Raw genomic sequence first — 8,799 nt, forward strand, 5'->3', positions numbered from 1 at the left:
TTCGCCCGTCAGCAGCACCGTAGCGTTGCTGTCGCGCACCGAGTCCACGGCGTGCAGCACGCGGCGGAACGCCGGGCTGTCACCCACCAGGCTGTCGAACTGCGCATGTTCATCCAACTCGGCACGCATGCGCGCGTTGTCGCGCATGATGTCGCGAAACTGCAGGGCCTTCGCCACCGTGATGTCCAGCTCGTCGATATCGAAGGGCTTGGCGATGTAGTCGTAGGCGCCGTTGCGCATCGATTGCACCGCGTTTTTCACGGTGCTGTAGGCGGTCATCACGATCACCGGCAACTGCGGGTAGCGCACCTTGATTTCCGCCAGCAGCGCCGGCCCGTCCATGCCGGGCATGCGCCAGTCGCTGATCACCAGGTCGATGTCTTCCTGCTCCAGCACCTTGAGCGCGTGCAGGCCGTTGCCGGCGGTAAACACCTGGATCCCGCTCTGGCTCAAGGCCGACGAAAGCAAGTCACAGAGCTTGGGTTCGTCGTCAACTACCAATACGTTATGCGTCATCACCATCCTCATCATCGCCGTCGTCTGCACCCTGGGCCGGAATGTACAGGCTGAAGGTGGCGCCGGCATCTGTCTCGCTGACACATTCGATGCTGCCGTCATGACTTTCCATGATCGAGAACACTTTGGCCAGACCCAAGCCCGTGCCCGAGGCCTTGGTGGTGACGAATGGTGTGAAGATCCGCTCGATCATGTCCGGCGCAATGCCCTCGCCGGTATCGCCGATGCTGATCACCGTGTTGCCGCCCACGCTGTGGATGCCCAGGGTCAGGCGCCCGCCTCCGGGCATGGCGTCGATGGCGTTGAGAATCAGGTTCAGGCACGCCTGCTTGAGCTGCTTGGCATCGGCATAAATCGTCGCGCCGGGAGCCGCATCATCAATTTGCGCGTCGATGTTATGGGTCGCAAGCTCAGGCCCGCAGAAGCCGAGGATCTCCTCCACCACCGGGCGTGCCGCCTGCACGGTGCGCAGCGGCGCACTGGGTTTGGCGAAGTCGAGGAATTCGGTGATCAGGTCGTTGATCCGGCTGACTTCGCTGATCACATATTCGAGGTGACGCTTGTCGGTTTCCGGCAAATCGGCGCGGCGATGCAGCAACTGGGTGGCCGTCTTGATAATGCCCAGCGGGTTGCGAATTTCGTGGGCCAGGCCCATCGCGACTTCGCCCAGTGCATGCAGGCGGTCGCGGCGGCGCAGTTGCGCTTCCAGGTGATGCAACTCACCGAGGCGCTCGGTCATGTGGTTGAAGGTGCTGCTCAGTTGCGCCAGCTCGTCGCCGCCGCTGACCGCCACACGGTGCTGATAGTTACCCGAGATCACCGCGCTGACGCCTTCGGACAGATCCCGCAATGGCCGGGTCAGGCGCTGGGACACCAGCATGCCCGCGCCAAGGGACAACGCCGAGCTGAGCAGGAAGATCAACACGAACAGATTGCTCTGGTTCACCAGGCCCACCAGGCTGGTATGGCGCAGCAAGCCACTGAAGATCACCCCTTGCAGCTCGCCGGCATCGTTGAAGATCGGCCAGTACAAACCGCTGTAGTTGTTGGTGAATTGTTCGCTGGGTTGCTTGGTGCTGCGCAGCGCAGATTCGATACTCGAAGGAATCCGCGTGGGGTGATCGACGAAGCGCTGGGTGGAGAAAATCTCCGAAAACCCGCTGGGGTTGGCCAGGTACAAGCGCAGGTCGAGGGAATGCACATCGGCCACGCTGGTCAGGAAACTGCTGTCCAGATAAGTGGCCACCAGCAGTTGATAATCGACGCCGTCCTCGCTGGTCTCGAAGGTGGACACCACAACCCCGGTGGTCACGCCACCCACTTCGACCGTCTGCAACACCGCATTACTGGCCAGGTTTATTTGCTTGACGATGTCATCGGCGGCGGTGGTAAACACGATTTTGTGGTCACTGCTGCGGATCAGCGCCACCACGTCGATGTCGGTGGCGGCGGCAATATCGGCGGTCAGCTTGTCGTGTTTCTCGGCCTGGCGCGACGACGGCGGCTTGGTATAGCGCAGGAACAGTTGGGCGACCCGGGCGTTGTCGTGGAGGATGTCGCCGATCTCGTCCTTGACGATCTTGGTCGACTCCTGCAGCCAGATGCGCACGTTGCTGTCGAAGATCTGCGACAGCGTCGTCGCGGCCAGCTCCGCCGCGATCATCGTCGGGATCACCGTCACCAGCCAGAACGCCAACACCAGCTTGCGCTGGACGCTCCAACGCGAAATGGCAAAGGGGCGGGCTTTTTGGCGGGTCTTGTTGATCATCAGGTTTCGCTTATCGCAGCAGCCATGGCAGGGTCGGATCGATCCGGTCGGAGAAACACTTTTGCAACGAACAGCGCACGGTTGACCAGCCAGTTACGGTGGCGGAAAAACATGCTGTTGCCCTGGAACTCGCAGCCCAGCAGCAACTTGCTGGCATAGCCGGCCTGACCACATTCATATAACGCAATATCGTTGCGAATACAGTAGTCGATGTTGGTTAACCAACTGCGCACCGCCAGGCTGTATTCGCGACTGTAGTTACTGTCTTCGCCGAAAAACTTGTCAATCAGGCGATCCTGGTTCAACAGGATCAGGTTGAACGCCACCAGTTGCTCGTCCACCCAATAAAGCACACAGACCGCACGTTCCTGCAGCTGTTCAAGGATACCGGTGAAATAGCCCGCCGGCAGTCGCTCGAACTGCAGGTCGGAGCGTTCCAGGGTGGCCTCATACAGCGCCATGATGCGCGGCAGTACGTCGTCGATGTTGCGTCGCCACTCGACACGCGGGCCCGGCGCACGCAGTTTGCGGCGCAGGTCCTTGCGGGTGGCTTTGTCCAGCGAACCGAGGTAGGCGTCCACTGAACCAAAAGGGATCGGCAACAAGGCCGTTGGCAGGCTGGGCATGCTCTGGAAACCCGCGCCAAGGCAGCTGTTTGACCAGCCTTCGTCCCTGGTCGGTGCATCCTTGACCGCCACCAGCCCGACGCCGAACGTATCGGCATCCTGGCGCGCGGCAGCGAGCAATTGCGCAAGCAGAGCCTCGCGCCCTGATTCGGCAACGTGGCTGGCGATGCCCGCATTGCACTGCTCCGCCACCGGCGAGCCGATGGCATACAGGCCCAACTTCAAAACACCCGGCCACAGTCGCTCCAGGCGCTCGGTAAAGCGCTTGCCTACGCCTGACACGGTGGTGTCCAGGCGATACCGCGTGATGAACGCCGGTGCGACCGCCACCAGCCTTGCATCGTCAAACACCGTGAGGTAGCGCCACTGAAAGTCATCAATAGCGGCGTTTTCCACGGCCACGTAATAGTCCCAATCCTCCAGGGCATCGGGAAAACAGTCGTTCCAGGCACTGCGTTCGATGGCCCGAATGGTCGAAAAGGCTTGGGCGGTGATCACGTCAAATCCTTAGGGTTCAAGCCAGCTGTCGATAATCTTCAGGAGCCTCTGTGGCGTGTGCGTGCTGCCCGACAAACTCGGCACTCAACTCGATCACCCGACGGTATTGCAGGTCGACGGTGATCATGTGGTAGCAGTTGTCCAGCAGGATCTTGGTCACGGGGCCGCCGAGATGGCGTTCCACGTAATCGGCGTTCCAACGGCTGGTGATGTCATCCTCGATGGAATGCAGCACCAGGGCCGGGGTCTTGATCGATGGCATGAGCTTCTTCACCACGGCATTCATCCAGTGCAACTCGCGCACCGTGACGCCCTCCATGGTCAAGAGACCCGCCTCGCTGCTCTCCCCTTCCTTCATCTGCCGCTCGACGATCGCCCGCAGGCGCTCGTTCTTGATGCCGTAGGGCGGCTTTTCAGTAAAGCGGAACAGGCGCACACCGAAGGGAATACGGATCAGCAAGGGCGTGATGAACGCCATCTTGTTGATGCTCCAGCCGTCGTACTTCAACGTCGTGGAGTACATCAGCAAGCCGGCAACCTGGCCGGGGAACTGCGACGCCACGTACATCGACATCACCGCGCCCATCGACAAGCCGCCGACGAATACCTGCTCGTGACGCTGTTTCACCGCGACGAAGGTCTTGCGCACGCCTTCGTACCAGTCCTGCCAGCCGGTGGCTTGCAGGTCGCTGTTGTCCCCGCAGTGGCCGGCCAGGGTCGGCACGTACACCGTGCAGTTACCGACCTTGGCCAACCCCTGGGCCACCCGACGGAGTTCCGTCGGGGTGCCCGTCAGGCCGTGGATCAACAGGATCCCAATCGGACCGCTACCGAGAACGAAGCCGGCATCACCTTCACCGAGGTCGATCTCGTGGCTGCTCACCGTTTGGTCGCTCGCACAAGCAGTTGCTCGAGCAGCTTCAGGCCCAGGTCGATTTCCGGGTAGCTGATTTCCAGGGACGGTGCCAGGGTGATCACGTTCTTGTAGTAGCCGCCCACGTCGAGGATCAGGCCGAGTTTCTGACCGTCAACCACCATGTCGCCCTTCATGCCTTCCTCGACCATGTAGTCCAGGGTCGCCTTGTCCGGAGTGAAGCCGTCCGGGCCGCAGATTTCGCAGCGCAGGGCCAGGCCCAGGCCATCGACGTCGCCGATGATCGGGAAGCGCTTTTGCAGCTCTTGCAGGCCGGCCAGGAAGTATTTGCCCTTGGCCATGACCATTGCGCCGTAATCGACTTCGCTGGTCATCTTGAACATTTCCAGGCCTACCGCGGTGCCCAACGGGTTGGACGCGAAGGTGGAGTGAGTGGAGCCTGGCGGGAAGATCTTAGGGTTGATCAACTCTTCCTTGGCCCAGATGCCGCCCAGCGGGTTCAGGCCGTTGGTCAGCGCCTTGCCGAAGACGATCACGTCCGGCTTGACGTCGAAGTGTTCGATCGACCACAGCTTGCCGGTACGCCAGAAGCCCATCTGGATTTCGTCGACGACCATCAGGATGCCGTGCTGGTCGAGGACCTGCTTGAGCTCGCTGTAGAAGTTCATCGGCGGGATCACGTAGCCGCCGGTGCCCTGGATCGGCTCGACGTAGAAGGCGGCGTATTCGCTCTGGCCGACTTTCGGGTCCCACACACCGTTGTATTCGGTTTCGAACAGACGGGCGAACTGCTGCACGCAGTGGCTTCCGTATTCTTCCTTGGTCATGCCTTTAGGGCCGCGGAAGTGGTACGGGAACGGGATGAAGTTGGCGCGCTCGCCGAAGTGGCCATAGCGACGACGGTAGCGGTAGCTCGAAGTGATCGACGAAGCGCCAAGGGTACGGCCGTGGTAGCCGCCTTCGAAGGCGAACATCAGGCTCTTGCCGTTGGTGGCGTTACGCACCACTTTCAGGGAGTCTTCGATGGACTGCGAACCGCCCACGTTGAAGTGCACACGACCGTCGAGGCCGAATTTTTTCTTGGCGTCGACTGCAATCATTTCCGACAGCTCGATCTTGCCTTTGTGCAGGTACTGGCTGGCGATTTGCGGCAGGGTGTCGATCTGCTGTTTCAGCGCGTTGTTCAGGCGCGGGTTGGCGTAACCGAAGTTAACGGCCGAGTACCACATTTGCAGGTCGAGGTAAGCCTGGTCTTCGGTGTCCCAGACGTAGGAGCCTTCGCAGCGGCTGAAAATGCGCGGCGGGTCGATGTAGTGAACGGTGTCGCCGTAGGAGCAGTACTTGGCTTCTTTATCCAGAAGAACCTGGTCTTCTGCGGTAGCGATGCGGATATCAGACATGGTGGAAGAGTTCCTGATTGTCGGAAGAGGTGCTGAAGGAGGTGGCGTTGGCGGCGATGCCCTGAGGCAGCTTGGCCAGCAATGCCGGCAGTTCGGCGAAGGTGTCGAACCGCGCGTAAGGGATGTTGTTGGTTTCGCAGTAGTCGGCCAGGCTGGCCTTGGCGAAGACGAAGTCGGCGGTGGAGGCCACGCACATGTCGGACTTGCCGTCGCCGATCACCAGCACGCGCTTGTTGCGCGGCGTGGACTTGCACTTGCAGTTGCCGGAGGCGGCACGGCAGGCGTCGCTGGCATACGGGAAGTCGATGCGCCAGCTGTTCTGGTCGACCTGGCGCAGGCGGTTGGCGAGGATCGGCAGCAAGGTCACGTAGTTGCGCGACAGAATCCGCGCGATGCCTTGTTCGATGCCATCGCTGACCACTTCAATGGAAGCGCCCAGGCCCATGACGTGGTCGACGAAGTCCGGGAAGTCCGGATCGATCTCGACGCTGTCGAAATACGCCAGCAACTCGGCCGGGGTCGCCTTGATCAGCGCCAGTTGACGGCTCAGGCATTCGCGCGAACCGATGTGCCCATCCAGCCATTCCTGCTCGATGGTTTCCCACTCGGGGCCGGCGAAGCGTTGGAGGACGTTGTCGATGACGTCGGTAGGAGTGATAGTCCCGTCGAAGTCACACACGATATGCCAGTGGATCATCTGCATTTACCTATGAAGTAGGAGCGCGCTGTTGCGCTTGCAGGGGATAGAGCATGGAGTGTGCCAAGTGCCACCAACCCCTGTTTTCAAAGGGTTTGGCGGGTATCGGCGTGTGGTTGTGTCGGAACTTGCTACAATTTTTGTAGCTTGCTACAACCTAGATGAGTGCTTGCCTAAGGCAGGGCGTTTGCGCGTTCATGCGCGCATGTTCACAAAAGGAAATGGCTCCATGTCCAGGGTTACTTTTGCTGTATTCACCGGCTTGCTGGGGCTGTGGGGCGTTTGCGGCGCTGCGCTGGCGGACGGAATTACCGGTGAAGCCGGCGCAGGCGTCAGCTATCAGCCCCACGATCCGACGGGCAGCCGCTACGAAACGCGGCCGATCCCTTATTTCGACCTGGATTGGGGGAGTGTCAGCCTGGGTACCGACGATGGGCTGACCTGGAGTGCGCTCAATACCAACGGTTTTACCGCGGGGCCCTATATCAATTACCTGCCGGGGCGCACGGCCAATGGCTCGTTGCGTGGGTTACGCGATGTTTCGGACATGGCCGAGATCGGCGGTTTCATCCAATACGCTCCGGCTGATTTCTGGCGGGTGTATGCACAGGTGGGCCAGGCCGTGGGCGGGGCGCGTGATCAAAGCGGCGTGGTGGGCAAGCTCGGCGGCGAGTTGGGTTATCCGTTGGGGAGCGGCATTATCGGCAGCACCGGCTTGATGGCGCACTTTGCCGATGCCCGCCAGGCGCAGACGTTTTTCGGGGTGGATGCCAATGAGGCTGCGGCCTCCGGGTTTCGGCCGTATAACGCCAGTGCCGGGTTTCAGAACCTGACGTTGACGCAGAGTTTTGAGTTTCCTTTGGATGCGAAGTGGTCGCTGTTGACCAGTGCCAGTTGGATACACCTGGTGGGGTCAGCGGCCAATAGCAGCATCGTCAAGGAGACCGGGGATGTGAATCAGGGGCAGGTGCAGACGGCCATCAGCTATAAGTTTGATTGAAGCAACAGCAAAATCAAAGGCGGGCACGCTCCAAATGTGGGAGCGGGCTTGCTCGCGAAGGTCGTTAACGATGACTCGGGCCTCCTGATTCAACACGGCGCCCTCTGGTTCTTCGCGAGCAAGCCCGCTCCCACATAAAGCGGCTCTGCTTTTGCTTCTAACACTCAGGTCGGCTGCTTTTGATTTTTATCTGACAGCCCCATTCAGCCCTTGGCCTCACTGATAATCTGCCGAATCGCCCCGACAAACGCCTCAGCCGGCTGCCCACCACTCACCGCGTACTGATCGTTGAACACGATGGTAGGCACAGAAGTCACCCCGCGAGATACCCACAACTGCTCCTGCTCCCGCACCTCGGCGGCATATTCGTCCGAAGCCAGAATTTCCTCTGCCCGCACACGGTCCAGCCCAACACCCTCGGCAATCCCCGCCAACGTCCCGTGATCAGACGGATCCTGCTGGTCAGTGAAATACGCCTTGAACAATGCTTCCTTGAGGTTGTACTGCAACCCCTCAAGCCCCGCCCAATGCAACAGACGATGGGCATCAAACGTGTTGTAGATACGACTCTGCCCGTCCGTACGAAACGCAAACCCCAACTCCGCACCCATATCACGAATCCGCGCCCGGTTAGCCTGGGACTGCTCAGCCGTGGAACCGTACTTTTCAGTGATGTGCTCGGTAATGTTCTGCCCTTCGGCAGCCATGTTGGGGTTCAGCTCAAACGGCTGGAAATGAATCTCGGCCTGCACCTCCGGACCCAGTTGGTCCAGGGCCTCGGTCAAGCCACGCAGGCCAATGATGCACCAGGGACACGACACGTCGCTGACGAAATCGATTTTCAGGGGAGTACTCATGACTAGGCAACCTCGCTGGCATTAAACGCCGGAAAGGTCCCACGATACACCCCGTCAAGCCCTTACAAAACCTTCGCAGGCACCACCGGGTCGATCTGCGCCCAATGCGCCGCATCCTGCCGATGCGCTTGCAAGTAGGGCAAGACCGCCGCCAGCAACGGCGCCTTGAACGCCTCCTGGAAACGATGCGCCAGCCCCGGAATCAGCCGCAGCTGGCTGCCGTGGATATGCGCCGCCAGGTGCACCCCATGCATCACCGGCAACAATGGATCGGCCGTGCCATGCACCACCAGCGTCGGCACCCGCAGTTGATTGAGCAACGGCACCCGGCTCGGTTCGGCAAGGATCGCCATGATCTGGCGCTTCACACCGTCAGGGTTGAACGCCCGGTCGTACGACTGCGCCGCCTGCTGCAACAGCACCTTGCGATCATCCTTCACATAAGGACTGCCCAGCGCCGCCAGCAGGTCGGCCTGTTGTTCCAGGGCCACTTCACGATTGGGCGCGCTGCGGCGCGACAACAGTTGCACCAGCGCCGCACTCGGTGCCGGCAGGCCTTCGGC

8 protein-coding genes and 1 pseudogene are annotated in these 8,799 nt (G+C 60.7%); 1 reads left to right on the top strand and 8 read right to left on the bottom strand.

Features of this window, described 5'->3' with window-relative positions; translation table 11 throughout:
* From HX846_RS00300 to HX846_RS00325, 6 genes are all read right to left on the bottom strand, one after another.
* Positions 1 to 516, bottom strand: a 516-nt coding sequence (locus tag HX846_RS00300; RefSeq protein WP_178964776.1) for a sigma-54 dependent transcriptional regulator, incomplete at its 3' end; no start/stop codon positions are given.
* Positions 506 to 2,284, bottom strand: a complete 1,779-nt coding sequence (locus tag HX846_RS00305) for a HAMP domain-containing sensor histidine kinase (RefSeq protein ID WP_178964777.1) — start codon at positions 2,282 to 2,284, stop codon at positions 506 to 508. The genes HX846_RS00300 and HX846_RS00305, both read right to left, overlap by 11 nt.
* Positions 2,284 to 3,408, bottom strand: a complete 1,125-nt coding sequence (locus HX846_RS00310; protein WP_178964778.1) for a GNAT family N-acetyltransferase — start codon at positions 3,406 to 3,408, stop codon at positions 2,284 to 2,286. Before HX846_RS00310 ends, HX846_RS00305 begins: the two co-directional genes overlap by 1 nt.
* A gap of 16 nt (positions 3,409 to 3,424) precedes the next feature.
* Complete coding sequence (locus HX846_RS00315) at positions 3,425 to 4,291, bottom strand: carboxylesterase (RefSeq protein WP_003216475.1); 867 nt, start codon at positions 4,289 to 4,291, stop codon at positions 3,425 to 3,427.
* A complete protein-coding gene (locus tag HX846_RS00320) occupies positions 4,288 to 5,682 on the bottom strand; it encodes an aspartate aminotransferase family protein (RefSeq protein ID WP_003216473.1) in 1,395 nt (464 codons plus the stop codon). Before HX846_RS00320 ends, HX846_RS00315 begins: the two co-directional genes overlap by 4 nt.
* Positions 5,675 to 6,379: an MtnX-like HAD-IB family phosphatase gene (locus tag HX846_RS00325; RefSeq protein ID WP_008435530.1), complete on the bottom strand. Its 705-nt coding sequence runs from the start codon at positions 6,377 to 6,379 to the stop codon at positions 5,675 to 5,677. Before HX846_RS00325 ends, HX846_RS00320 begins: the two co-directional genes overlap by 8 nt.
* Positions 6,380 to 6,608: 229 nt before the next feature.
* On the opposite strand from HX846_RS00325, the gene HX846_RS00330 reads away from it, so the two are divergent.
* The gene (locus tag HX846_RS00330; protein WP_178964779.1) at positions 6,609 to 7,379 is read left to right on the top strand and encodes a MipA/OmpV family protein; all 771 of its coding nucleotides are present in this window, start codon (positions 6,609 to 6,611) and stop codon (positions 7,377 to 7,379) included.
* A 203-nt stretch (positions 7,380 to 7,582) separates the two neighbouring features.
* Here HX846_RS00330 and HX846_RS00335 read toward each other — a convergent pair whose 3' ends face one another.
* Both HX846_RS00335 and HX846_RS00340 read right to left on the bottom strand, forming a co-directional pair.
* Positions 7,583 to 8,236 (bottom strand): DsbA family oxidoreductase, encoded by a 654-nt coding sequence (locus tag HX846_RS00335; protein ID WP_003216466.1) that lies wholly within the window; start codon positions 8,234 to 8,236, stop codon positions 7,583 to 7,585.
* A gap of 62 nt (positions 8,237 to 8,298) precedes the next feature.
* Positions 8,299 to 8,799: pseudogene (locus HX846_RS00340) on the bottom strand (alpha/beta hydrolase); the annotation flags it as partial.

The sequence above is a fragment of the Pseudomonas sp. K5002 genome (genome assembly GCF_013386655.1).
Taxonomy (GTDB): domain Bacteria; phylum Pseudomonadota; class Gammaproteobacteria; order Pseudomonadales; family Pseudomonadaceae; genus Aquipseudomonas.